General features: G+C 66.6%; 22 protein-coding genes and 2 tRNA genes. 16 read left to right on the forward strand and 8 right to left on the reverse strand.

Annotated elements, in window-relative coordinates; genetic code table 11:
• Positions 1–1008 carry a GNAT family N-acetyltransferase gene (locus PV761_RS01245; RefSeq protein ID WP_347893715.1) on the forward strand — a complete coding sequence of 336 codons (1008 nt, stop codon included), beginning with the start codon at positions 1–3 and terminating at the stop codon, positions 1006–1008.
• Between the two features lie 74 nt (positions 1009–1082).
• On the opposite strand, the gene PV761_RS01250 is transcribed toward PV761_RS01245, so the two are convergent.
• From PV761_RS01250 to PV761_RS01265, 4 genes are read right to left on the reverse strand one after another with little or no spacing between them, the layout of a single operon-like run.
• Positions 1083–2369 (reverse strand): TIGR00366 family protein, encoded by a 1287-nt coding sequence (locus tag PV761_RS01250; protein ID WP_347893866.1) that lies wholly within the window; start codon positions 2367–2369, stop codon positions 1083–1085.
• An 11-nt stretch (positions 2370–2380) separates the two neighbouring features.
• The gene (locus PV761_RS01255) at positions 2381–3211 is read right to left on the reverse strand and encodes a lysophospholipid acyltransferase family protein (protein ID WP_347893717.1); all 831 of its coding nucleotides are present in this window, start codon (positions 3209–3211) and stop codon (positions 2381–2383) included.
• A 1-nt stretch (position 3212) separates the two neighbouring features.
• Positions 3213–4037 carry a DUF1295 domain-containing protein gene (locus PV761_RS01260; RefSeq protein WP_028272538.1) on the reverse strand — a complete coding sequence of 275 codons (825 nt, stop codon included), beginning with the start codon at positions 4035–4037 and terminating at the stop codon, positions 3213–3215.
• Between the two features lie 2 nt (positions 4038–4039).
• A complete protein-coding gene (locus PV761_RS01265; RefSeq protein WP_347893720.1) occupies positions 4040–4774 on the reverse strand; it encodes an alpha/beta hydrolase in 735 nt (244 codons plus the stop codon).
• A gap of 247 nt (positions 4775–5021) precedes the next feature.
• Here PV761_RS01265 and PV761_RS01270 point away from each other — a divergent pair, with 247 nt between their 5' ends.
• The 6 genes from PV761_RS01270 (at position 5022) to PV761_RS01295 (ending at position 12574) form a co-directional block, all read left to right on the forward strand.
• A complete protein-coding gene (locus PV761_RS01270; RefSeq protein WP_347893722.1) occupies positions 5022–6395 on the forward strand; it encodes an FAD-binding oxidoreductase in 1374 nt (457 codons plus the stop codon).
• 26 nt (positions 6396–6421) lie between these two features.
• Entirely contained in the window at positions 6422–7900 is a 1479-nt protein-coding gene (locus PV761_RS01275) for a YibE/F family protein (RefSeq protein WP_347893724.1), read from the forward strand.
• A gap of 97 nt (positions 7901–7997) precedes the next feature.
• A complete protein-coding gene (gene dusB / locus PV761_RS01280; RefSeq protein ID WP_347893726.1) occupies positions 7998–9179 on the forward strand; it encodes a tRNA dihydrouridine synthase DusB in 1182 nt (393 codons plus the stop codon).
• Positions 9172–10461 (forward strand): deoxyguanosinetriphosphate triphosphohydrolase, encoded by a 1290-nt coding sequence (locus PV761_RS01285; protein WP_028272534.1) that lies wholly within the window; start codon positions 9172–9174, stop codon positions 10459–10461. The genes dusB and PV761_RS01285 overlap by 8 nt, the downstream gene beginning before the upstream one ends.
• A gap of 16 nt (positions 10462–10477) precedes the next feature.
• Entirely contained in the window at positions 10478–12433 is a 1956-nt protein-coding gene (gene dnaG / locus PV761_RS01290) for a DNA primase (protein WP_347893728.1), read from the forward strand.
• Positions 12434–12501: 68 nt separating this feature from the next.
• A tRNA-Asn gene (locus PV761_RS01295) sits at positions 12502–12574 on the forward strand.
• 59 nt (positions 12575–12633) lie between these two features.
• On the opposite strand, the gene PV761_RS01300 is transcribed toward PV761_RS01295, so the two are convergent.
• From PV761_RS01300 to PV761_RS01310, 3 genes are all read right to left on the reverse strand, one after another.
• A complete protein-coding gene (locus PV761_RS01300; RefSeq protein WP_028272120.1) occupies positions 12634–13047 on the reverse strand; it encodes a hypothetical protein in 414 nt (137 codons plus the stop codon).
• Positions 13048–13136: 89 nt separating this feature from the next.
• Positions 13137–13316 (reverse strand): hypothetical protein, encoded by a 180-nt coding sequence (locus tag PV761_RS01305; RefSeq protein ID WP_347893731.1) that lies wholly within the window; start codon positions 13314–13316, stop codon positions 13137–13139.
• Between the two features lie 50 nt (positions 13317–13366).
• Complete coding sequence (locus tag PV761_RS01310; protein WP_028272122.1) at positions 13367–14590, reverse strand: multidrug effflux MFS transporter; 1224 nt, start codon at positions 14588–14590, stop codon at positions 13367–13369.
• Between the two features lie 184 nt (positions 14591–14774).
• Between PV761_RS01310 and PV761_RS01315 the strand changes: the two genes are divergently transcribed.
• From PV761_RS01315 to PV761_RS01340, 6 genes are all read left to right on the forward strand, one after another.
• Positions 14775–15632: a phage holin family protein gene (locus tag PV761_RS01315; RefSeq protein ID WP_347893733.1), complete on the forward strand. Its 858-nt coding sequence runs from the start codon at positions 14775–14777 to the stop codon at positions 15630–15632.
• Positions 15633–15683: 51 nt separating this feature from the next.
• The gene (locus PV761_RS01320; protein ID WP_347893735.1) at positions 15684–16307 is read left to right on the forward strand and encodes a CDP-alcohol phosphatidyltransferase family protein; all 624 of its coding nucleotides are present in this window, start codon (positions 15684–15686) and stop codon (positions 16305–16307) included.
• Positions 16307–17212, forward strand: a complete 906-nt coding sequence (locus PV761_RS01325; protein WP_347893737.1) for a DMT family transporter — start codon at positions 16307–16309, stop codon at positions 17210–17212. The genes PV761_RS01320 and PV761_RS01325 overlap by 1 nt, the downstream gene beginning before the upstream one ends.
• 108 nt (positions 17213–17320) lie before the next feature.
• Positions 17321–18517: a glycosyltransferase gene (locus PV761_RS01330; RefSeq protein ID WP_347893739.1), complete on the forward strand. Its 1197-nt coding sequence runs from the start codon at positions 17321–17323 to the stop codon at positions 18515–18517.
• A 136-nt stretch (positions 18518–18653) separates the two neighbouring features.
• Positions 18654–18727: transfer RNA gene (locus PV761_RS01335), tRNA-Ile, on the forward strand.
• A gap of 167 nt (positions 18728–18894) precedes the next feature.
• Positions 18895–20085, forward strand: coding sequence for an acyl-CoA dehydrogenase family protein (locus tag PV761_RS01340; protein WP_028272127.1), 1191 nt, complete (start codon positions 18895–18897; stop codon positions 20083–20085).
• A gap of 41 nt (positions 20086–20126) precedes the next feature.
• On the opposite strand, the gene PV761_RS01345 is transcribed toward PV761_RS01340, so the two are convergent.
• Entirely contained in the window at positions 20127–20699 is a 573-nt protein-coding gene (locus PV761_RS01345; RefSeq protein ID WP_347893741.1) for a M23 family metallopeptidase, read from the reverse strand.
• 446 nt (positions 20700–21145) lie between these two features.
• Between PV761_RS01345 and rpsB the strand changes: the two genes are divergently transcribed.
• The 3 genes from rpsB to pyrH all read left to right on the forward strand — a co-directional run bounded on the left by rpsB (position 21146) and on the right by pyrH (position 23866).
• Positions 21146–22015: a 30S ribosomal protein S2 gene (gene rpsB, locus PV761_RS01350; RefSeq protein WP_028272129.1), complete on the forward strand. Its 870-nt coding sequence runs from the start codon at positions 21146–21148 to the stop codon at positions 22013–22015.
• A gap of 128 nt (positions 22016–22143) precedes the next feature.
• Positions 22144–22980 (forward strand): translation elongation factor Ts, encoded by an 837-nt coding sequence (gene tsf / locus PV761_RS01355; protein WP_028272130.1) that lies wholly within the window; start codon positions 22144–22146, stop codon positions 22978–22980.
• 148 nt (positions 22981–23128) lie between these two features.
• Positions 23129–23866, forward strand: coding sequence for a UMP kinase (pyrH, locus tag PV761_RS01360; RefSeq protein WP_028272131.1), 738 nt, complete (start codon positions 23129–23131; stop codon positions 23864–23866).
• Positions 23867–23906 lie beyond the last annotated feature (40 nt).

Here is a 23906-nt window from a genome sequence, read left to right on the forward strand (position 1 = left end):
ATGGCCATCGAATACCGCGAATGGCGCGAGGGCGACGACCTTGCCCTGCTCGAACTCTGGGGCGGCCCGGAGACCGAACAGGCACGGCAGTTCCGCGGCACGCTCGCGCCCTCGGGCAACTCCCCGTGGCGCCGCTGCATCGTGGCCGAGGACGTCGTGGACGGCGTGGCCATCCCGGTCGCGGCGGCAGTGGTCCACGAAGCATCGCTGCACCCCGAACGCCTCTGGATGTACATCGAGGTCGCAAAGGACCACCGCCGCGCCGGCGTTGGCTCCACCCTGCTGACCATGCTCCGGCACGAAACCGGCCAGGCGCCGTCGGGCGTTTCCAGGCTGCGGACCAAGGTGGAGCCGGGCACGCCCGGCGCCGCGTTCGCCGAAGCTGCCGGCCTGGTGCCGATCCAGCGTTCACGCCTGGTCGTGGTGGCACCGGGGGCGCTCAAGCTGCCGGTCTTCGGCGACGGTTCGGAGGCCGCGGCGTCCGAACAGATCGAGGACCTCGCCACCGGTTCGGTGGAGCTCAGCGACGTGGTGGGCCGCTACTACACGGCCGTCCACACCTGGGACAGCCCCGGCGAGCTCAGCATCGGCACCGTGCAACGGCTGTTCCTCGACGAACTCAGCGGGGCGCACGGCGCGATCGTGCTCCGGGCACCGAAGGCCAGCGCCTTCGGCCAAGGCGTCCCGGCCAGCAGGAAGGGACGGCTCGAGGCCTTCGCCATCAGCTACGCGGAACTTGTCCCCGGCGGGGAGAGCGCGGCGGGCGGCGAGGGGTCCGCGTCGGGCCAGCCCACGGATGTGTTCGTCGGCCACGATCCGAAGCTGTCCGACGATGAAGCCCGGGCCGCGATCCGGGACCTGCTGGCGCTCATCGCGTTCCAGCACCCCGTGGTGCTGGAACTGGACGATTCGATGACTGCCCTGCGTGCCGTCGTCGAGCCTTTGCTGGAGAGCGGCACGGCCAGCCTCCGGGGCAGCGAAACCCTGGTGGTTTCCGACCCCGCCTAGGCACCAACCAACTGACCCGCAGCGGGCGCCGTCGAAATCGGCGTCAGCTGCGGGTCAATGTGGTTTAAGGCCAGCTACTTGGGGATCACCGGAGGAACGAAGTCGAACGTCATTCCCAGCAGCCACACCAGCAGGAGCACCACGGGCAGGTGGAACACGAACTGCAGGAACGTGAAGCCCACCAGGTCACGGGCCCGCAGTTTGAGCACGGCGAGCAGCGGCAGCATGAAGAACGGGTTGATCAGGTTGGGCAGCGCCTCGGCGATGTTGTAGATCTGGACGGTCCAGCCCAGGTTCATGTTCACATCCGTCGCCGCCTGCATCACGTACGGCGCCTCCACGAGCCACTTCCCGCCGCCGGAGGGCACGAACAGTCCCAGCAGGGCCGTGTAGAGGGCAATGACGACGGCGAACGCACCGCCGCCGCCGATGTCCGAGAAGAATTCGGCCAAATGTGCCGACAATGACATGCCCCCGTGGCCGGTGGCCTTCGTGAGGATGGCGGCCATGGCTGCGTAGAGCGGAAACTGCACCAGGATGCCTGCGGTCGCCGGAACCGCTTTGGTCACTGGCTGCAGGAAGTTCCGCGGGGTCCGGTGCAGCACCAGGCCCAGGATGAGGAACACGAGCAGGTAGCCGTTGAGGCTGCTGACCACCGTCAGGAACGGCTTCGTGAGGAACTGGGAGACCAGCCAGCCCAATGTCAGGATCCCCGCCAGGACCGGCAGGATCACGCTGTATTCCAGCCATTCCCCGGGCCGGGACCGCGGCTCGGGTTCGCTGGGTTCGTCGTCGAGGTCCACACCGAGATCCGCGGCCGTGCGCACCGCCGCGCCGCGCGGAGCCGAGAAATGGGCGATCACCGTGGTCAGCGCCATGAGGATGGCCAGGGTGAGCAGTGACTGCCAGGTGAAGATGGTGGTGCCGAAATCCAGGACCCCGGTGATCTTGAGGAGGGCAGGCGGCAGGGAAGCTGCGGTCGCCTGCAACTGGGCGGCCGACGATGACAGCCCCAGCGCCCACACGGCGCCCAGGCCCATGAAGGCGGCCGCACCGAGCGCCCGGTAGTCCACGGACAGATCCTTGCGCCGCGCGATGGCACGCGCCAGCAGGCCGCCAAAGATCAGGCTAAGGCCCCAGTTCAGGAAGGACACGGACATCGACAGCATCGCCACGAAGCTCACGGCGGTCCGGGCGGTGGACGGGACCAGCGCGAGCCGGTCGATGAGCTTGGCCACCGGGGGAGAGGTGGCCACCACGTAGCCGGTGAGGACCACCATGGACATCTGCAGCGTGAATGCTGTGAGGTCCCAGAATCCGTTGCCGAAGGAATCGGCGATGGATTGCGGTGAGGCGCCGATCGCGAGCCTGCCTAAGCGCGCCGCCCACCCGCGCGCCGGGGACCCTCCGCCTTATCCAGCCGCTGGCGTTCGGCGTCGGTGGGAGCACCGCCGCCCAAGTGCGCCGGCATCCACCAGGCGCCGGGCCGGGGCGCGAGCGGAAAGTCCGCAATGGCGGCGTCGATTCCGGCCTGCAGGATGCTCCGCAACCGTTCGGTGGCAGGCTGGGCGTCACGGACGGGATCGGGCAAATCCCCCGGCAGCAGGGGCTCGCCCACGTGGATCCGGACGGGCGCGCGCCAGGCGCGAAGCGGTGAGAACCCGTGGCGGCGGGTCATCAGCCGGTGCGCTCCCCACACCGAAACGGGAATGATCGGCACGCCGGCTTCCGCCGCCATCCTGACGGCTCCGGTTTTGCAGTCGCGGACCGTGAAGCTGCGGCTGACGCCCGCCTCGGGAAGGACGGCGATGTACTCGCCCGCGTGTAGTTTCGCGACGGCGGCGTCATACGCGCCGCTGCCCGAACCGTACGGAACCACCACATGCCCGGCAGCGCTGATGGCCGGACCGGCGAGCCAGTGGTCGGCCGCGCCCTGGGTCACCAGGTAGCGCAGCTCGGCCCGGTTGTGGTTCCACAGGAGCATCTCGGCGAAAGCAAAATCGAGGTAGCCGAAATGGGTGATGGCGACGACGGCTCCCTCACCCGGCACCACCTGGCGCGACGGACCGTTGAGGGGCCCCGGCGGCGGCAGGTGTTCCCGGCCCGTGACGATGACGCGTATCCGGAAGAACCGGCGCAGCGCCAGTCCGGTCCCTACGATGAAACGGTAGAAGCGGTCATTGGGCTGCGGCCGCCAGGCCATTTCAGCGCCTGCCCGGCTGACCGCCAGCCGAACGGCGAGGCGGCCATGGGATAAAGCCCGACGTCGACTCGACGTATTCCTTGTAGCCCGGCCGGGCGGACATCGCCTTCTCCGTGAGCGGCTTCCCGGTCTTGCCCGCGAGCGCCCAGACCATCAGGGCCGGGGACAGGATGGTCAGGATTCCGGGCCAGGAGTCAGCGGCAACCAGGAACAGGCCGGTCCAGACGGCGGCGTCGCCGAAGTAGTTGGGGTGCCGGGTGTACCGCCACAGTCCCGTCTTGAGCACTGTTCCCTTGTTGGACGGGTTCTTCTTGAACTGTGCGAGTTGCCAGTCACCCACCGTTTCGAACACGAAGCCGATGACCCACAGCAGCACACCGAGGAGGGCAACCCAGCCCACGGCGCCGGTGGCGAACATCCCCACCTGAACCGTCAGGGACACGAAGAACATCACAAGGCCCTGGGGAAGGTAGACACGGCGCAGTGCGTACACATCGCGGGAGCCCGGGGCATCGCCCAGCATTGCCTCGTAACGGGGATCTTCATGGCCGCCACGGGCGCGCCAGCCGATGTGGGTTCCGAGGCGGAGGCCCCAGACGCCCGTCAGCAGCAACAGCAGGAGGCGCCTGCCGTCGTCGCCTGTTCCGGCGGACAGCAGCCACGAGGCCAGGGCGACGGCAACGAAGCCGGGTCCCCAGGCCACGTCCATGACGGAGTGCCGCCTCTGCGCCACGGCCACGGCGAAGGTTACCGCCAGGACACCCGCCACGGCCAGCGCCGTCCAGGGCAGGCTGGCCAGGAATTCGTTGACGGGAAATCCGGCCATGGTCACAACACCACCGGAATGCCGTGGGCGGCGCCGGCGGGCAGCAAGGTATCCAAGCGTGCCGTATCGCCTTCGAGTTCCATACCGGTGTTTTCCGCGAACGACTTGAGGACGAAGCCGGTTGCCAGTGTGTGCCACAGCCGAACCTTGCGGAACATGAAATGGCCTGCCCCGGCCAAGGAGACGTAGCGCATCTCGTCGGCCAGATCCGCTGCCCGCCGCGCAAATTTCAGCGATTGGGCCGGGCTGGTCCAGCGGTCCCGGGAACCGTGGACAATCAGCACCCTGCGGCCGGCCACGTTTTCGGCCGGTGTCTCGGCGCTCAGCCAGGGGGCCAGGGCCACTACGGCACCCACCTGGGGATCGTCGGCCGCGCAGATGGCGGTGAGTCCGCCCATCGAGTGCCCCAGGAGGTAGACGGGCACTCCGGGGTGCTGCGCGTGGATCCGGGCCAGCGCCCAGCGGGCATCCTGCAGCGGTGACATGTCCGCGCCGTTCCAGCCGCGCACGCTGTTCCGCAACGTCCAGACGGCCAGTCCGTGGCTGCCGCCGGCGCGGTGCAGATGCTTGGCGAAGGGCACCATGCGGGCAGGGCTCAGGTGGCGGGCTTCCACCGGCTCATAGCTGTGCGAACGGCCGCCGTGCAGGACCAGGGCCACGCCGCGGGTAACGCCCGCCGCCTCGCGCACCGTTAGTACGGGCTTGTTGTTGCCTTGGTCATTCCTGCGATTACCCATGCGGGCCTCCAGACTCCTCGTCCTACATTTATAAACCCAAGGGTCCCGGCGATCCTTCCAACCGGCCCTTATGGGATCACAATGGGCATTCGGAGCCGCCGGGCCGGAAGATTGCGGGCGCTCCTGAAATCCCTTGACGGCGCCTGCCGAGAGGAGTAGGCCGGACGCGTAAGCTCCGGTCGTTAGCCCGATGGGATGCGAAGTGGGCGGCCGGATCCGAGGTCGAAGAGGATCGGCGGTACTGGAAATGAACGCAACATCGCTCGATGCCCTGCGGGAACAGGTTCGCGGGCAAGTGGTCACACCGGATGACGCGGACTACGACAATGCCCGCGCCGTCCACAACGGAATGATCGACAAGCGCCCCGCTGCCGTGGTGCGGGTGTCCCAGGTGGCGGACGTCATCGCTGCCGTCAACTACGCCAGGGACAACGGCATGCCCGTCGCCATCCGGGGCGGCGGGCACAGCGGGCCCGGGTTTGGCACGGCGGACGATGCAGTGGTCGTCGACTTTTCCGCCACCAGGGGCGTCCGGGTCGATCCGGCCGGCAACACGGCCAGGACCGAGGCCGGCGCGACGTGGGCCGACTTCAACCACGCCACCCACGCCTTCGGGCTGGCCACCACCGGCGGCATCGTCGGTTCAACCGGCGTATCGGGGCTGACCCTCGGCGGAGGGATCGGCTACCTGGACCGGAAATACGGCCTCAGCTGTGACAACCTCCTCTCCGCCGACGTCGTCACGGCGGACGGGAAGTTCCTCACGGCCAGTGAAACCCAGAACGAGGATCTTTTCTGGGCGCTGCGCGGGGGCAGCGGGAACTTCGGCGTCGTGACGTCCCTGGAATTCCGCCTGCATCCCGTGGATATGGTCCACGCCGGCATCATCATCTACCCGCTGGAGCACGCCGAAACCGTAGCGAAGTTCTACCGCGAGAACATCGCGGCGGCCCCACGCGAGTTCGGCGCTTTCCTCGCCTTCCACCAGGGACCGCCGGTTCCGTTCCTTCCCGAGGAGTGGCACGGGAAGCCGGTCTGCATCGTCGTGGGTATGTGGACAGGCGACCCGGCGGAAGGACCGGCCCGCTGGCAGCCGTTCCTCGATGCCGCGCCGGTAGCGGGGTCCATGGTGGGGCCGATGCCCTACCCGGCCCTGAATTCTGCCTTTGACGGAATGTATCCCAAGGGGCTGCTCGCCTACTGGAAGGCGGCCTTCCTCACGGAACTCAACGACGGCGCCATCAACGCCCATGCGGAGTTCGGAAAACGGGTGCCCAGCGTGCAGACCGCAGTGCACATCTATCCGATTGACGGAGCCGTGCACGATGTGGGGATTGCGGACACAGCCTTCCCCAACCGGAATGCCAGGTTCTCCCCGGTCATTGCGTGCCATTGGGCGGACCCTGCCGAAAGCGAGGCGAACATCGCCTGGGTGCGGGACTTCGCGGCGGCGCTGCAGCCCTACTCCGAGACTGCGGGCTACATCAACTTCATGGACGGCGATGACTTGTCGAAGGTCGCGGAAAACTATGGACCCAATTACGGCCGCTTGCAGGAGATCAAGGGCAAATACGATCCGGGGAACCTGTTCCGTGTCAACCAGAACATCAAGCCCCAATAAAGTGCAGGCATGAGGTTTTACTGCTGATGGGTGCCGGACATTCCCACGGTCACACAGATCATTCGGATCCGACACCCGGGGCCCTCGCTGCCCGCAAACGGGCAAACTGGCTCCTCGCGGCGGTATTGATTCCGCTGACGCTCCTGACCCTGGCGGCCATGGCCATGATGTGGCCGTCCGGGAACAAGGAGGACCTGAAGCTCGCCAGCCCGTATGCGGCAGCCCCGGGCGTGACGTTCGACACCGGCAACATCCAGCGGGTGGTGGTGGAAAGCTGCATCCAGGGAAGCGCAGGCCAAAACGCCACCGCACAGCCCGGCACGGGCCAGGACGCCGCCCCGCAGGGGAGCGAGTGCACCTTCGCCTTTACCGAGCCGGACAAGGGCGGCAACCCGGTCAAGGTGGTGATCAACCCGGACGTGGTGAAGTCCCACGGCGTCAAGGTGGGTGACGACATCCGATACCTGAACCTGTCCAACGCGCAGGGCGCATCGGCGGGCCAGGGCGGAGCACCGGCCTACATCTTCGTGGACTTCGTCCGCACCCTGCCGATCATCCTGCTGGCCGTCCTCTACGCGGTGGTGGTGATCGCCGTGGCGCGCTGGCGCGGTCTGCGGGCGCTGATCGGCCTCGTGGGAGCCTACGGGGTGCTGGTGACGTTCATGCTGCCCGGGCTGGTGGAAGGGAAGCCGCCCCTGCTGCTGGCCCTGGTGGGATCGACTGTGATCATGATCGGCGTCCTCTACTTCGCCCACGGCTTCTCGGCCCGCACCTCCACGGCGTTGCTGGGCACCATGTTCGGCCTGGGCATCACGGCGCTCCTCGCTGCCTCGGCCACGGACGCGGCCAACCTGGCGGGCGTGGGCAGCCATGACGCCGCCACGCTGGCGAACATCTCGGACAACATCTCCATTTCCGGCATCATCCTGTGCGGGCTGATCATTTCCGGACTTGGCGTGCTGAACGACGTCACCATCACCCAGTCGTCCGCGGTGTGGGAACTGTACGAACTCGCGCCGGAGACCAGCGCCCGCCAGCTCTTCTCGTCAGCCATGCGGATCGGCCGCGACCACATCGCCTCCACCGTCTACACCATCGCCTTCGCCTACGCGGGCGCCGCCCTGCCCATCCTGATCATCGTGATGCTGTACGACCGTCCGCTCGGCGAAGCACTGACCAGCGCCGAACTGTCCGAGGAAGTCATCCGGACCCTCGTCGGGTCCGTGGGCCTGGTGCTGGCCATCCCCGTCACCACGCTGATCGCGGTGCTGGTGGTCAAGGCCACCGGGATTAGGCAGGCGTCCGTCCCGGAAACAGGCCGCACCTCTTCCGGACGGGCACCCGTAGCGCCCGACGACGTCGGGGACACCGGCGCGCTGGCGGCGGCAACGGCGTTCTCCCGCAGCGGCCGGACGCGCGCGGCCGGCACCCCTGAAGCCCGGGACAGCTCCCGGGATCCCCTGCCCGGCAGCCGGCGGGCACGGCGGGCCGCGGAAGGGGAGTAGCAGGGGGAGGACTGCAACTTAACCCGTGTTTTCGGCCGCCGGCTCGCCGGTTTGGCCGGCTTTGAGACGATTTGCCCGGCTTTGAGACAATGAACGGGTGACTGTTGTAGCAACGCCTCCCGCCCCCAAGCTGGAACTCCCGCCCCTGAAGCTGGGCCCCATCACGGTGGACACCCCTGTGATCCTGGCTCCCATGGCGGGCATCACCAACTCCGCCTTCCGCCGTTTGTGCCGTGAGTACGGCGGCGGCATGTACGTCGCGGAGATGGTCACCTCGCGTGCCCTCGTGGAGCGCACCCCCGAATCACTGCGCATCATCTCCCACGACCCCGACGAGAAGGTCCGCTCCGTCCAGCTCTACGGCGTTGACCCCGTGACTGTGGGCCAGGCCGTCCGCATGCTCGTCGAGGAGGACCGGGCGGACCACATCGACCTCAACTTCGGCTGCCCCGTGCCCAAGGTGACCCGCCGCGGCGGCGGCTCCGCCCTGCCGTGGAAGATCGACCTCTTTACCTCGATCGTGCAGACCGCGGTGAAGGAGGCCTCCAAGGGCGGCGTCCCGCTGACCATCAAGATGCGCAAGGGCATCGATGAGGACCACCTGACGTACCTCGACGCCGGCCGGATTGCCCGCGATTCGGGCGTCGCCGCCGTCGCACTCCACGGCCGCACGGCCTCCCAGTTCTACTCCGGCCAGGCCGACTGGTCCGCCATCGCCCGGCTGCGCGAGGCGCTGCCGGACATTCCGGTGCTGGGCAACGGTGATATCTGGTCCGCCGAGGACGCGGTCCGCATGGTCCGCGAGACCGGCGTGGACGGCGTGGTGGTGGGCCGCGGCTGCCAGGGACGCCCGTGGCTCTTCGGCGACCTGCAGGCCGCGTTCGAAGGCAGCGACAAGCGCCACAAGCCCAACCTGCGGCAGGTCGCCGAAGGCGTGTACCGCCATGCTGAGCTTATGGTCGAAACCTTTGGCAACGATGAAGGCAAAGCACTCCGCGAAATCCGCAAGCACATGGCCTGGTACTTCAAGGGATATGTCGTGGGCAGCGAACTGCGGACGCGGCTGGCCCTGGTGACCAGCCTGCAGGTCCTTCGCGAAACGCTGGCCGAGCTGGATCAGGACTCCCCGTACCCCGGCGTCGATGCGGAGGGGCCGCGCGGACGTGCCGGTTCCCCGAAGAAGCCCGCGCTGCCCAAGGACTGGCTGGTAAGCCGGCAGATGGACGCCGAGCAGACGCGCGACATCGCCGCTGCGGAACTGGACGTCTCAGGTGGCTGAAACCCGGACCACCGCGCCCGTGCTGCCAGGCTACGAAGCCCACGACTCCGCCCGCTGGGTGGAGGAACCGCCCAAAACCACCTACCGCTCCGACTTCGAACGGGACCGTGCACGGGTCCTGCACTCGTCCGCGCTGCGCCGGCTCGGCGCCAAGACCCAGGTGGTTGCCCCGGACACTGACGACTTCGTCCGGACCCGGCTGACGCACAGCCTGGAAGTGGCCCAGGTGGGCCGCGAACTGGGCCGGACGCTGGGCTGCGACCCTGACGTCGTGGACACCGCCTGCCTCAGCCACGACCTCGGCCACCCGCCCTTCGGGCACAACGGTGAATCCGCCCTGAACGAGATGGCCCACGCCATCGGCGGCTTTGAAGGCAACGCCCAGACCCTCCGGCTGCTGACCCGGCTGGAACCCAAGGTCCTGGCCGCGGACGGAACCCCGGCCGGGCTCAACCTGACCCGGGCCAGCCTCGACGCCGCAGCCAAGTATCCGTGGTCCGCGCTGAACGCCCCGGTGATCCACGGCCAGCGGACCAGCAAGTTCGGCGCATACGAGGACGACCTGCCCATCTTCGACTGGATCCGCCAGGGCGCGCCGGAGCGCAGGTCATGCCTCGAAGCCCAGGTGATGGACCTCGCGGACGACATCTCCTACTCGGTCCACGACGTCGAGGACGCCATCGTCGCGGGCCACTTCCAGCTGCGCTGGATGGACAACCCGGACCACCGCGCCCGCGTGGTGGGATACGCCAAGCAGTGGTACCTGCCGCACAACGACCCCGCCGCCATCGACGCCGCCCTGGCCCGGCTCGAGGCCACCGACGTTTGGGTGCGCGAAGCCGACGGCAGCCGTAAGGCGATGGCCGCACTGAAGAACATGACCAGCCAGCTGATCGGCAGGTTCTGCCAGAGCGCCCTGGAGACCACGCGGGCCGTCTACGGCCCCGAAGACCTGACCCGGTACAACGCCGAGCTGATGGTGCCGGACGATACCGTGATGGAAATCGCAGTCATGAAGGGCCTGGCCACCACCTTCGTGATGACCACCGAGCACCGCCAGCCCATCTACGAACGCCAGCGCGAGGTCCTGCATGCCCTGGTGACGGCGCTGAACGCCACCGGAGACCGCCACCTGGAACCGATGTTCGCCGCTGACTGGAGGGACGCACCCGACGACGGCGCCCGCCTTCGCGTCGTCATCGACCAGGTCGCCTCGCTCACCGACGGATCCGCGCTGGCCATGTACGAGCGGTTGGTGGGCAGCCTGCCATCCCTTTGGTAAGGACTAGGATGGCTCTGTGGCCGGGCTGATTAAACGCGAAGATATTGACGAAGTACGCCAGCGCACGGACATCAAGGAAGTGGTCGACGGCTACGTCACGCTCAAGGGCGCCGGGCTGGGATCGTTCAAGGGCCTGTGCCCCTTCCACGACGAGCGCTCGCCGTCGTTCACTGTGCGCCCCCAGGTGGGCAGGTACCACTGCTTCGGCTGCGGAGAAGACGGCGACGTCATCTCCTTCGTCCAAAAACTGGACCACACCTCGTTCCATGAGGCCGTGGAAAAGCTGGCCGCCCGGATCGGCTTCGAACTCCGCTACGAAGACGGCGGCACGGGTCCCAACCGCGAGGAAGTGGGCAAACGCCAGCGCCTCCTGGACGCCCACAAGGTGGCTGACGAGTTCTTCCGCGCCCAGCTGCTGACCCCCGGGGCCGCCGAGGGCCGCAACTTCCTCCACGGCCGCGGCTTCGACCGTGCCGCCTCCGAACAGTTCGGTGTGGGCTACGCCCCGCAGGGCTGGGACGCGCTGCTCAAGCACCTCCGCGGCCGCGGTTACACGGACGGTGAGCTGAAACTCACAGGCATGTTCTCTGAAGGCAACCGGGGAATCTACGACCGCTTCCGCGGCCGCCTGATCTGGCCCATCCGCGACATCGCCGGCGACACTATCGGCTTCGGCGCCCGGAAGCTCTACGAGGACGACCAGGGCCCCAAGTACCTCAACACTCCGGAAACCACGCTCTACAAGAAATCCCAGGTGCTCTACGGCATCGACCTCGCCAAGCGGAACATCGCCAAGGATCGGCAGTTGGTGGTGGTGGAGGGGTACACCGACGTCATGGCCTGCCACCTGTCCGGAATTACGACGGCGGTGGCCACCTGCGGTACCGCGTTCGGCGCCGACCATATCAAGATCGCCCGGCGGCTGCTGTCCGACGACGGCACCGGGGGAGAGGTCATCTTCACGTTCGACGGCGACGCCGCCGGCCAGAAGGCCGCCCTCCGCGCCTTCGAGGAAGACCAGAGATTCGTCGCGCAGACCTACGTCGCCGTTGAACCCACCGGCGCGGACCCGTGCGACCTGCGGCAGGCCCGGGGTGACTCAGCGGTGCGGGACCTGATCAGCAGCCGCCGTCCGCTGTTCGAATTCGCCATCAGGGCAACGCTGAAGCGGCACAACCTGGACACGGTGGAAGGCCGCATTGCCGCGCTCCGGGAGTCCGCTCCGGTGGTGGCCCAGATCCGGGACGCGGGCATCCGCCCCGCCTACGCACGCGAGCTGGCAGGCTGGCTGGGCATGCCCGTGGAAGAGGTCAGCCGCGCAGTGGCCGTGGCTGCCAAACGTGCCGCCCAGGGCGAAACGCCAGCCGGCAACGGCGCGGGGCCGCAGCGCGCCGGTGCCGGAACCGGGCTGTCCGCCGGGCAGCCCGGACGCCCCGCCCAGGGTGCCGCGCCGGGCATTGCCGAGCTCCCGGCGTCGGGCGTGGTGCCGTCCTTCAACCGGCCGGACCCCCGGGACCCTGTGGCTTCCATGGAGCGGCAGGCGCTGGAGGTGGCGCTTCAGGAGCCCTCCATGCTTGCTGGCGGGACCTGGGACCGGTTCAGTGCCGCGGGGTTCAGGACCCCCGCCTACCAGGCCGTCCACGACGCCATGCGCGCCTCCGGGCCCGGGCTGACCGGCGATCCGGTGCGCTGGGTGGAGCAGGTGATGAACGAGGTGCCGGAGCCGCTCCGCCCGCTGGTCTCCGAGCTGGCGGTGGTGCCGCTGCCGGCAAGCAACGCGGAAGGCGTGCTCAGGTACTGCCGTGACATCCTGGCCCGGCTGTTCGAACTGCAGATCACCAGGGTCAAGGCGGACAAGATGGGGCAGCTGCAGAGGCTGGATGCCTCGGCGCACCCGGAGGAGTTCCAGCGGCTGAACCGGGAACTGATGATGCTGGAAATGGAGCGCCGTTCACTGCGTTCCGATGCCTAGCTTCGTCTCGGCCCCGCTTCCCGATTTCACTTCCTGACGGGGGCTTGCTAGGCTAGTACCCGCTTCATTCCTCCTTAGCTCAATTGGCAGAGCATTCGACTGTTAATCGAAGGGTTGCTGGTTCAAGTCCAGCAGGAGGAGCGGACAGGCCCCGCGGCCGGCGAACAGCCGGCTGCGGGGCCTTTTTTAGTGCGGGTTAGTCAGACGAAGTCCATCTCCACCTGCAGGAAGCGTTCCGCCTCTGCGATGGCGGCCCGGAAGGCCTCGTCCTCGGTGGGTGACTTCCGCGGCTCGCGCGGGTGCCATTCGTGCGGCGCTGAGTGCACCCTGGTGAAGCCGCTGTTGGGCGGGGCGTAGAAGATGCCAAACCGCTGCACAGGCCATTCAGGGGATGTCTCAGGGGCCACCAGGAGCGCGGCGTTGAACGCCGGGTTGAACCACTGGGCGATGGGGCGGCGCCGGTCCTCCGTGAAGAGCCCGGCGGCATACAGCGCTGCCGACTGCGGGCTTGTCTGGGAGCATAGCCGTTCCCACCACAGGGGCAGGATGCCGGCGTCGTCGCAACGCTGCCATGTGGCCGGAAGGGGCGGGTGATGCTTCTGCCAATCGGGCACAGAACAACTTTATCGCGCGGGCAATTGCCGGAACAGGGCCACTCAGCCCGTGCCCTGCCTCTGGAGGAGATTGCCCGCCGGGGCGTTCGTCAGGGCCGGTTCCACGGACCGGGGTTGACCCGGAAGAGCAGCGCGGAGCCGGCGATCGCCCCCAGGCTGATGCCCATTGCCGGGTTCCCCATCGCCCGGCCGGCGAAGTAACCGGCGACGCCGCCGATCACCGCGCCGAGGAACAGTCCCCTGCGGTTGCGGTGCGGTCTCTTGGCCATGGTTCCAGCCTACCGGGGTGGATCGGGGGCACTCGGTGGATGGCGAGAGCTCAGTGGATCGAGGGCACCGTGCGCGGGCGTACCACCAGCCACAGGGCAGCCGCTGCCAGCAGGATGCTCGTGGCCTGGACCCCGCCCATGACGGTCGCCGAGATGTCGCCGAACCAGCCCACCACGGGGGACACGATGCCGGCCATCATGAACGTTGCCGCTCCCAGCAGTGACGCCGCGGTTCCGGCCTGGGCGCCGTGCTTGGACAATGCCAGGACCTGGACGCACGGGAACGTGAAGCCGGTGCCGAGGATGTAGAACCAGAGCGGCACCATCACGCCCCAGAGCCCGAAGCCGAGCTGGTCGAAAATAACGATCAGCACGGCCATCACGAACATCCACGCCGTCGAACAAGCCAGGATCCATTGCGGCGGCACGCGCCGGATCACCCGGGAGCTGGTCTGCACGCCGGCCACGATGCCCAGCGAATTGATGCCGAAGAGCAGGCCGTACTGCTGGGGTGTGAACCCGTAGACGTCCTGGAACAGGAACGGGGACGCGGACAGGTAGGCGAACAGGCCGGCGAAGTTCATGCCGCCCAGCAGCAGCAGGCCCACGAAGATCCGGTCCGAAAAGAGCAGCTTGTAGCGCTGGCCCGCCGTCAGGCCGGACGTGCCCCGGAGCTCGCGGGGGAGCGTTTCGCGCACCAGGAGGATGGCGGCAATAATCACCAGCGTGCCGTAGCCGGCCAGGAAATAGAAAATGCCCGGCCACGGCATGATCAGCAGCAGCTGGGAGCCGATCACGGGCGCCAGGATCGGAGCCAGGCCGTTGACCAGAGCCATCCGGGAGAACATCCGCACCATGGCGTACCCGGTGAAGAGGTCCCGCACCATGGCCATGGCCACCACGCCGCCGCCGGCCGCACCGATGCCCATCAGCACGCGGAAGAGTCCCAGCGTGGCAAGGTCCGTGGACAGCGCCGCGCCGAGCGAGGCGGTGATGTGCAACGCGGTGGCAAGGATCAGCGGGAGCCTCCGGCCGAACTTGTCGCTCAGCGGCCCGACTACCAGCTGTCCCAGGGCGAAGCCGATGGTGGTGCCGGTCAGCGTGAGCTGGACTTCCGCCTCCGACACCCCGAGGCTCGCCTCCAGCGCCGGAAAGGCAGGCAGGTAGAGGTCGATCGTAAAAGGGCCCAGTGCCGTCAGGGCGCCGAGCAGGAGGATGTACAGGAGTTTCCGGTTGCGGCTCAGGGAGTCGCCCGGATTGGCGGGAATGCTCACAGGGACCAATCCTAGGGCCCTTGGATCATACTTTTACAGCGTTGGAGGGCGCGCCACGGCTTATTACCCGAAGGAGGTGCCGAAGCTGAATGATAGTTTTGACAACGGGGAGTGTGTGAAGCCGCGCAGGCCCCCGGAATCCACCGGAATCCGAATCAAAGATGGAACCAGTTAGGCGGGATCGATGAGCGGACGACACAGCGGCCGGACAACAGGCGGACTGAGTATTGCGGCGCTGCCCAAAACTCTGAGGCTTGTTGCCAAGCTGGCACCACGGCAGCTCAACGACGAAATCGCGCTCGCGAAGATCGAGATCAAGCGCAAGGGCATCCAGGTCGGGGTGGCTGCAGCGTTTTTCGCCGTCGCACTGGTGTTCCTCGCCTTCCTCGTCACCGGGCTCATCGTGGCGGCCATCATGGGGCTCGCCACCATCATGCCGGCCTGGCTTGCAGCCCTCCTGGTGTGCGCCGTGTTCCTTGTCATCGCCCTCATCGGAGCCCTGATCGGAATGCGCAAATTCAAGAAGGCCATGCCGCTGGTGCCCGAGGAGACGATCCGCGGCCTCAAGCACGATCTCGGCATCGTCAAGGAAGGCTCGGAATTCAACCCGGCCGTCCTGGATCCGGCCTCCGACGAGGCCAAGGCTGCCAAGGCCGCCAAGGAAGCGAAGGCAGCCCGGGAGAAGGCGGAGAAGGAAGCCAAGGAAGCGGCAAAGCCGGACCTTGGTCCCGCCCCCACCGAAGCTGAACTGAAGAGCCGCCTCGACAAGCGCCGCCGGCACCTCACGGGCGTCCGCGACGAGCTCGGCGAGGAGATTGACGTCAAGACCCAGGCCCAGCTCCTGCTGGGTGCCGCCGAAGTGCAGCTGAAAGCCGGCAAGGAACGCGCGGGCCACCAGGCTGAATCCCTCAGCCGCTCTGCTTCCAGCCTCCTGAACCGCGCCGGCGAGAGCGAGCTTGGAACCCGCTGGAAGCCGCTGGCTGCCCTGGTCGCATCGGCCGCCGTCCTGGCCGTCCTTCTCCGCAAGCTCCTCAAGGGCTAGGACTTACCGGCACTGCCCAGGTAGCCATAGCGGAAGGGAAGGAGGTGGGGGATGAAGTTCATTAATGCAGGTGCGCGTCCGGGCCAGCGACACGTAGACAGTGACGCCGTCTTCACCATCCCGAACATCCTGACGGTGGTCCGCTTCATGGGTGTGCCCCTCTTCATCTGGCTGGTCCTGGGGCCAAAGGAGTACGCCCTGGCCACGATCGTGCTGGTGGTCATGGGCAGCACCGACTGGGTGGACGGGTATATCGCCCGCCGCTTCAACCAGACCTCCAGGCTGGGCCGGATCATGGATCCGATTGCCGACCGGATGGCGCTCATTGCCGTGGCCGTCACCCTGGTGATCGCCCACCTCGTGGAATGGTGGTACCTGACCGCATTGGTGGTCCCGGACGCCATCCTGATGGCCGTTTCGCTGTACTACTTCCACAGCCACCCGGACCTCCCGGTCAGCCGGATCGGAAAGATCCGTACTGCGCTGCTCCTGGTGGGCACCCCGTTGCTGGTGCTCGCCAAACTTCCCGTCCCGCTGAATGACGTCTACTTCGTGGCGGCATGGATCTTCCTCGGCCTGGGACTGCTCGGCCACTGGGTGGCCGGCTACACCTATTTCCGCGCCATCATCCGTAAGGGCCGGCTCAGGATCTCGAACGACGGCGGACGCGGCTGATGGTCTGGCTCGCCGTCTTCCTGGCGGTGCTGGGCGCATTTTGCCTGGCCATCGGTGCGCAGCGCCAGGGCAGCGCCGTCAAGGCGGACACCGGAGGCCTTGCGCTCAGCTCGCACGGTCTCCTGCGGCTGATCCGCAATCCGCGGTGGGTTTTCGGGCTGTTGCTGCTGTGCGCCGGCATGGCCATGAACGCCGTCGCCCTCGTGTCGGCGCCCCTGACTGTGGTGCAGCCGATCGGGGCCATCGCCCTGGTGATCACCACTATCGTCAATGCCAAGGATCAGGGACTAAGCATCAACCGGGCCACCGTAGTGGCCATCTCGGCGTGCGTCACCGGCTCGGCCGCATTCGTCCTGCTGGCGGTTAACGTGACCCAGGAAAATCATCGCGTAAGTTTCGATGACGAACTCACCATTGTGCTTTTGCTCACCTTTGCGGTGGGCCTCTTCGGCACGCTGGCCCTGGTGTTCAAACACCGGATGAGCGCCTTCATCTACATCCTCGGGGCCGGAGTGCTGTTCGGTTTCGTGGCAGTGCTGACCCGCATCATCGGCAAGCACCTGCTCGACCCGAACGGGCTGGCCCTGCTCAACGTGCAGTGGTATTCGGTGGTGGCGATCGCCGCGGCGGGCGGGCTGGGCTCATGGTTCGTCCAGTCGGCGTACTCCGGCGGCCCGCCGGATCTTGTCATCGCCGGGCTGACGGTCATCGACCCCATCGTCGGCATCGCCATCGGCATCGCCATCCTCGGCGAACTGCGGCCCGATGTCCACGCCGTGCTGGCGATTGCCATGGGGGCGGCCGCTTCCCTTGCTATCGTGGGGGTAATCGCCCTCTCGCGGCACCATCCCGAAGTGACCAAGCGCAAGAAGGACGCGCGCAAGGCCGCAGGGCGGGTGTCTTAGGGCGGGTGATACCCAGACTTCACCAGAAGTCCCGGCGCTACTGCGCCGAGGGACAGCCGGCCGCCACAGCCAGCGCTGACCGCACCGTGACCACCAGGAGCTCTCCACGTGACCATGCCCGACAGCCAGCAACCACTCACCATCTTGATTGCTGCGGACACCTACCCGCCCCACGTCAACGGAGCCGCTCAATTCGGATACCGCCTGGCCAAGGGCATGACGGCACGGGGACACGACGTCCATGTGCTCGCGTGCCGGCCGGACAAGGGCAAGAGCTTCACCGAGTTCCGCACCGAGGGCACCGTGCACCGGATCCGCTCGCACTCAGTTCCCACGCACGAGTATTTCCGAATCACGTTCCCCTGGGAGATCAAGAAGGAGATCAGCCTCCTGTTTGACCGCGTCAAGCCGGACGTCGTGCACATCCAGAGCCACTACATGATCGGCGAACACGTGCTCTACGAAGCCGAACGGCGCGGAGTGCGGATCGTGGCCACCAACCACTTCATGCCGGAGAACCTGAACCCCTTCCTGCCGTTTCCGCAGTGGTTCAAGGACATCGTCGGGCGCATCTCCTGGAAGGACATGGGCAAGGTCATGGGCCGGGCCGACGTCGTCACGACGCCGACGCCGCTTGCCGCCAAGGCCATGCACCAGCACGCCTTCCTGCGCAAGGTCCTGCCGCTCTCCAACGGCATCGATTCGGCCGCTTATGAACTCCGGGAGGGCGAGGTGATGGAGCGCCACCCGCACCCCACCGTGCTGTTCGCAGGCCGCCTTGCCGAGGAGAAGCACGTCAACGTCCTGATCGATGCCGTGGCGAAGACTCCTGCCGAGTTGAACGTCCACTTGGAGATCGTCGGCGGAGGCGAGGTCCGCGCTGCCCTGGAAGCCCAGGTGGCACGGCTCGGGCTGGAACCGCGGGTGAAGTTCCTGGGCCTGGCCAGCGACGACGAACTGCGCGAGGCCTACATCAAGGCAGACCTGTTCTGCATGCCGGGAACCGCCGAGCTCCAGTCCTTGGTCACCCTGGAAGCCATGTCGGCATCAACACCGGTGCTGCTGGCGGACGCCATGGCGCTGCCGCACCTGGTGCGCGACGGTGAGAACGGCTACCTCTTCACGCCCAACGACAGCGACGACCTCGCCGCGAAGATCACCCGGGTGCTGGAGCTCCCGGCCGAGGACCTTGCGGCGATGGGCAAGGCCAGCCGCTGCATGGTGGAGCCGCACAGCATCCAGGGGACCCTTCAGACGTTTGAAGACCTCTACCGCGGGGCCACCTACGACGACAAAGTGGTGTAATCCCCGGATGGGTCATCCCGCTGCGCCGCCGGCCGCCGGAAGGCCGGTGCGCAAATCAGGCCGCTACTATTGCTAGAGTGTTTTTGCCCCGGAACTGCGGAGGCTCCCTGCGGAGCCGCCAGTCCGCGGGGCGCACGGGGCTATAGCTCAGCTGGTTAGAGCGCGGGACTCATAATCCTAAGGTCCTCGGTTCAAGTCCGAGTAGCCCTACCTCCACTGGGAGCCGTGGCCGATGCGATGACATCGGCCGCGGCTCCCTTTTTGCTGTCCTGCGCTTGCCCGGCACCTCGTCCTGCGGTAGGTTACTCGTGAGTAACTTAGCCGCCGGTGCGACGTCCGCGCCCGTGGTCGCTGCTGATCACACGTGAAGGAACAACATGTCCAAAGCTGCAATCGACATCAACAACCTGCCGTACGCCGATGGCGACTTCTTCGCGTTTGAGCAGCTGCTCAGCGGCAAGGAGCAGGACCGGCTGGCCGAGGTCCGGGAGTTCCTGGCCCGCGAGGTCAAGCCGATCGCCGTTGACTGCTGGAACCGGGCCGAATTCCCGATGGACCTGATCCCCAAGCTTGCCGAGATCGACCTCGTCAGCCCCGTCAGGCGCCAGGGCTACTCCAACCTCTTCGCCGGGATCCTGCACGCAGAGGCCACCCGCGCTGACACTTCCATCGCCACCTTCCTGGGTGTGCACGACGGACTCTTCACCGGCTCCATCGAGGCCCTCGCTTCACAGGAACAGCAGGAAGCCTGGCTGCCGGACATCTACTCGCTGAAGAAGATCGGCGCCTTCGGTCTCACTGAACCGCTGGGCGGTTCCGATGTTGCCGGCGGCACGCGCACCACGGCGCGCCGCGAGGGCGACAGCTGGATCCTCAACGGCGCCAAGCGCTGGATCGGCAACGCCACGTTCTCCGACTGGGTGGTCATCTACGCCCGCGACCTCGCGGACAACCAGGTCAAGGGCTTCCTCGTCGACACCACCACCGAGGGCTACAGCGCCACCAAGATTGAAAACAAGATCTCGCTGCGCACCGTCCAGAACGCCGACATCACACTCGAAAACGTCGTGGTGCCGGACTTCTTCAAGCTTGCCAACGCCAACAGCTTCCGGGACACCAACAAGGTCCTGAAGGTGACCCGCCTCGCCGTGGCCTGGCAGGCGGTGGGCCAGCAGCTCGCCGCCTTCGACGTCGCCCGCCGTTACGCCGTGGAACGAAGCCAGTTCGGCCGTCCGATCGCATCCTTCCAACTCGTCCAGAACCAGCTCGTGCAGATTCTTGGCAACGCTGTCAGCTCCATGGGCATGATGGTCCGCCTCTCCCAGCTTGAAGACGCCGGCGAGGCGAGGGATGAGCAGTCGGCCCTGGCCAAGGCCTTCACCACGGCACGGATGCGCGAAAGCGTGGCGATCGGCCGCAGCCTCCTCGGCGGCAACGGCATCGTCACGGACTTCGAGATGGCCAAGATCTTCTCCGACGCCGAAGCGATCTACTCCTACGAGGGCACGCATGAGATCAACACGCTGGTGACGGGTCGTGCAATCACGGGGATCTCGGCAATCGTGTAGCCGGTCCGGGCGGCCGCCCGCCGCTGGTCCGCCGCGGCCCTTCATCCTGAGCCCCCTCCACCAACGGGAAGCAGGATGGAGGGCCGCAGGTCTGTCACCAGGGAGAGCGGGTTGAGGTACTCCTCGCCCCGCCGCACTCCCCAGTGAATGCAGGGCAGTGACGCGCAGTGTCCCTGCACCACCGTCCCGACGACGTCGCCCTTCGACACCGCGGCCCCGGCCGCCAGGCTGCTTTCGACGGGCTCGAAACTGCTGCGCAGGCCGTTGCCGTGATCGATGGTGATCACGGGCCGGTCCACCACGACGCCCACGAAGCTGACGGTTCCGGACTCCGGAGCGGTGACCGGGCCGCCGTCGGCCGCTGCCTGCAGGTCCACCCCGCGGTGCCCGCTCAACCACGGCTTGTCCGGGGGATCGAACGCGCGGAGTACGGCCGGCCTGGGTGCCAAAGGCCAGTCCCAGGTGCCGGGGGCGGCGGTGCCGGCGGCGGCTGCGGCAGGCATGACCCCTGCGCCAACTGTGCCCGGTGCGCCAATTGTGCCCGCTGCGCCGGCGGAGGGTGTGATGGCCGAGACGGAGAGCAGGGCGGCGGCCGTGATGGCTCGGAATTTCATGCCTCCAGCCTGTTATCCCGATGCTGCGGCAGGAAGGGGTTTCCACCGCTATGTGGACAAGGCCGCGGTCCCGGAATTGGTCAGATTCGGGGGAGCTGCTGTAGTACACTTGACGGAGCAGTTTGCTGTGCCCTCAACTATGCCCGGCTAGCGGTTCAAGCCACTTTTGGTCGCTTGGTCCTCAACGCCGTTTAGTCAGCACGTCTCATTCAGAGGTGTGGGGGAGCAGTGGCTGACTACGCGTATCCAGCCCTCCACAGACGAAGCCTGAAACTTCTGCTGCGGGGGACTGTGCCTCCTGCGGTCCGTGCCTAGGCCCGGATGGGAAGCGCAGTGGATGCCAGGAGCAATGCCCATCCCGGGCGAAGCTAATCAACCGTCAACTATTGGCAGGGTAAGAGAGCCAGGGGCTCTCTCATGAATGACCTGCCGGAAGGAGCGTCGGCATGCCCGTCGTAACTATGCGCCAGCTGCTTGACAGCGGCGTCCACTTTGGACACCAGACCCGTCGTTGGAACCCGAAGATGAAGCGATTCATCTTCACGGAGCGCAACGGCATCTACATCATTGACCTGCAGCAGTCACTGTCCTACATCGACCGTGCCTACGAGTTCGTGAAGGCCACCGTTGCACACGGCGGCACCGTTCTCTTCGTCGGCACCAAGAAGCAGGCTCAGGAATCCATCGCCGAGCAGGCCACCCGCGTTGGCCAGCCGTACGTCAACCAGCGTTGGCTCGGCGGTATGCTGACCAACTTCCAGACGGTCTCCAAGCGCATCCAGCGCATGAAGGAACTCGAAGAGATCGACTTCGACGACGTCGCCGGTTCCGCTTACACCAAGAAGGAACTGCTGCTCCTTCGCCGTGAACTCACCAAGCTGGAAACCAACCTTGGCGGTATCCGCAACCTGACCAAGGCACCGTCCGTGCTCTGGATCGTGGACACCAAGAAGGAACACCTCGCCGTTGACGAGGCCAAGAAGCTGAACATCCCGGTTGTTGCCATCCTGGACACCAACTGCGATCCGGACGAAGTCGACTTCCCGATCCCGGGCAACGACGACGCCATCCGCTCCGTCAACCTGCTGACCCGCGTTGTTGCCGACGCCGTTGCTGAGGGCCTGATCGCCCGCAACCAGCGCGCAACCGGTACCACGGAAGCACCGGAAGAGCCGCTGGCCGAGTGGGAGCGCGAGCTCCTCGAAGGCAGCAAGGCTGAAGAGGCTGCCGCTCCGGCCGCCGCAGAAGCTGCTGCTCCGGCTGCCGAGGAAGCCCCGGCCGCTGCCGAGGCTCCCGCCGCAGACGCGGACAAGTAAGACAAATAAATCCGGACTCCCGGTGCTGCCAGCAGCGCCGGAACTGCTGACAGGATGGCCGCTCACTCGGTGAGCTGCCGTCCTGTCAGTCCGTACACCACATAAAATTTCTAGACAGAGGGGTTCACATGGCGAACTACACTGCCGCTGATATCAAGGCTCTGCGTGAGCGCACTGGCGCCGGCATGATGGATGTCAAGAAGGCTCTTGACGAAGCCAACGGTGACGCCGAGAAGGCCATCGAGATCATCCGCATCAAGGGCCTGAAGGGCGCTACCAAGCGTGAAGGCCGCTCCACCGCCGAAGGCCTGGTTGCTGCAAAGGTCGCCGGGGGCGTCGGCGTGATGATCGAAGTCAACTGCGAGACCGACTTCGTTGCCAAGGCTGACAAGTTCATCCAGCTCGCCGACAAGGTCCTGGCCGTTGCAGTCGAGTCCGGCGCTGCCGACCTCGAAACCCTGCTGGCCACCGACGTTGACGGCAAGCCGCTGTCCGAGGTTGTCGTCGAAGAAGGCGCCATCCTGGGCGAAAAGGTTGTTGTCCGCCGTATCTCCCGTATCGAGGGTGCAACGGTCGACGCTTACCTGCACAAGACCTCCAAGGACCTCCCGGCCCAGGTCGGCGTCCTGTTCGCTGTCGACGGTGAAGGCGAAGCCGCCGCCACCGCAGCGCACGACGTCGCCGTCCACATCGCCGCGATGTCCCCGAACTACCTCTCCCGCGAGGATGTTCCGGCCGAGCTCGTCGAATCCGAGCGTCGCATCGCCGAGGAAACGGCCAAGGCTGAAGGCAAGCCCGAGGCTGCAATGACCAAGATTGTGGAAGGCCGTGTTACGGGCTTCTACAAGGGCGAGGTCCTCCTCGACCAGGCATTCGCCAAGGATGCCAAGAAGTCTGTCGCGCAGGTCCTCGAAGAGGCCGGCGTCAAGGGCACCGCGTTCACGCGTTTCCGCGTCGGTTCCTAGTTAGGCACGCAAAGGGGTGGTCACTTCGGTGGCCGCCCCTTTTGCATGCAACCGCTGCCTTAAGGGCTGCACCTATGGCCGGGGGGAATGACACCTTTGGCCATCCGGCACGATAACCTAGCTCAGAGCTCATTTACGGGAAGGCACCATGGAAACCGTCAACAATTCTGTCCAGTCAGAGAAGAGCCGGCGTCGCGTCCTCCTGAAACTCTCCGGCGAGGTCTTCGGCGGCGGAAAGCTGGGCGTGGACCCGGACACCGTCCGCGGGGTCGCCAAGCAGATCGCCGCAGCAGTACCCGACGTCGAGGTTGCAATCGTTGTGGGCGGCGGTAACTTCTTCCGCGGCGCCGAACTGTCCCAGAGCGGCATGGACCGGTCCCGCGCCGACTACATGGGCATGCTGGGTACCGTGATGAACTGCCTCGCCCTGCAGGACTTCCTGGAACAGGCCGGCGTAGAGACCCGCGTGCAGAGCGCCATCACCATGGGCCAGGTGGCCGAGGCCTATATCCCGCGCCGCGCCATCCGCCACATGGAAAAGGGCCGCGTCGTGATTTTCGGCGCCGGTGCCGGGCTGCCGTACTTCTCCACAGACACCGTGGCTGCCCAGCGTGCGCTGGAAGTCCACGCCGACGTCGTCCTGATGGCAAAGAGCGGAGTGGACGGCGTCTACACCGCCGACCCCAAGAAGGATCCGGGCGCTGAAAAGCTGGACCGGCTGAGCTACGACGACGCCCTGCGCCGCGATATCCGCGTGATGGACCAGACCGCCATGACCATGTGCAAGGACAACAACCTCACCATGGTGGTGTTCGGCATGGAAGGCGAAGGCAACGTGACCCGGGCGATCCGCGGAGAGCAGCTGGGCACCGTAGTCACCCCCTAGCAACAGCTAGGATGATTTGAGGAAGGCCGGCCCGCAGGGC

This window comes from Arthrobacter sp. CC3, assembly GCF_039907775.1.
GTDB lineage: Bacteria > Actinomycetota > Actinomycetes > Actinomycetales > Micrococcaceae > Arthrobacter.